Here is a 1554-nt window from a genome sequence, read left to right as displayed (position 1 = left end):
GTGTTGAACCATTCCCAATGGGATTACGACACATGATATAATCTGTAGTTATATCTTTAGTTTTGGCTATTTGATAGATTCCTAACGGAGTTCCTGTTTCATCAATTAACGCAGAATAGCTAAAACTGACTCCTACATGGGGTGATGTTTCTAGATGCAAAACATGCTTTTCTAGCTTTTCTGGAACCCAGAGGTCATCTCCATCTAAGAAAGCGATATACTCTCCTTCAGCATGGCGAATGCCAGTGTTTCTAGCCGCTGATACTCCTTGATTATCCTGACGAATAATTTTAATTCTCGGATCGTTAATTTGTTTACATATTTCGATACTGTTGTCAGGAGAGCCATCATCAATGAGTAGCAGCTCAAAATTTTTATAGGTTTGATCGAGCACAGATTATACTGTGGCTGCTATGTATTTTTCAACCTTATATACTGGAATAATTACCGATACTTTTTTCATTGTAGTTCGCACCTTGAAATTAGTTAACCATGCTAGGAAGCACAAGGTCAATAAAGATAAGATGCCAAACTAGGCAAACGCTTATAGAATAAGCTTATTCTATAGCGATTTTCAGCTATTAAGGTGCATTTTGTTTGCTTTTAGGGAGCAGGTACTGAGGCCGTAGGCCACGCTACGCGAACGGAGCAGGGAGCAGTAAAGTCGGAAGAGGAAAGAGGTAAAAAGTTTTGTGTACCTCATTATAATTCAAAAACGCTATATAAGGTTTTTTAATTTTGAATTTTTAATTTTGAATTCCGCGAGCGGTACTAGTTTTGGACAAGAGGATGTTTTTTAAAATTGTTGAGCAGCCTAGAGACAAGCAATTCAATGTGAGCATATAAAGACTTCGGTAATAACCAAAGCATATAAGCAGCTATTAAGGTTAAGATTGTTCGCCGTGGCTGTTCTAGTAGGATACGCCAGTGATTGGATAATGAGCGATGTATAAGTGTCACAGCATCTGAACTTACTTTAAGACGAACCGCACTCCTAGCCAAGTACCGCAATTGGTAAGCCCTAGAAATGTTTTCCCATCGGCTGGTCAGTGTGGGAGCATAGGAACGGGTCTTTTCAATCATTTGTTCTAAGGACTCTAACTGCTTGAAAAGATTAGCTGACAACCCTTGTGTATTAATTCGATAGAGGGTTAATGGTTCAGGTATTCCCTCAATTTTCCAGTCAGTTTGAATAGCGATGCGAAGCCAACATTCAAGATCTTCAGCACGACGGAAGTTTTCATCAAAGTAATAATTTTCTGTAGAGCCGTAAAGATTATCCTGATACTTAATTGTGTCAAAGACTTCTCGACGAACTACAGCAGCCGAACCGTTCCCGATCGGACTCTCTCGAAACAAATCAGATATAGTAATATTAGTTAGCTTAGGCATTAGATAGGCACCCATAAAATTTCCAGCTTCATCAATCAAAGCAGAACGGCTAAAACTAATCCCGACATCTGGGAATTTTTCTAAGTGTTCAATATGTCTTTCCAGTTTCTGAGGTAACCACAAGTCGTCTCCATCTAAAAACGCTAAATAATCTCCTTTTGA

3 protein-coding genes are annotated in these 1554 nt (G+C 38.9%); all 3 read right to left on the bottom strand.

Annotated elements, in window-relative coordinates; all coding sequences use genetic code 11:
* The coding region (locus F6K49_RS47745) for a glycosyltransferase family A protein (RefSeq protein WP_366514345.1) at positions 1-394 on the bottom strand (394 nt) is incomplete at its 3' end.
* 180 nt (positions 395-574) lie between these two features.
* The gene (locus tag F6K49_RS47740; RefSeq protein WP_293065769.1) at positions 575-703 is read right to left on the bottom strand and encodes a hypothetical protein; all 129 of its coding nucleotides are present in this window, start codon (positions 701-703) and stop codon (positions 575-577) included.
* Between the two features lie 68 nt (positions 704-771).
* Positions 772-1554, bottom strand: a 783-nt coding sequence (locus tag F6K49_RS47735) for a glycosyltransferase (protein ID WP_293109587.1), incomplete at its 5' end; no start/stop codon positions are given.

Source organism: Moorena sp. SIO3I6 (assembly GCF_010672095.1).
The sequence above is the reverse complement of the archived record's forward strand: the minus strand, read 5'-3'. Positions and strand labels throughout refer to the sequence as shown.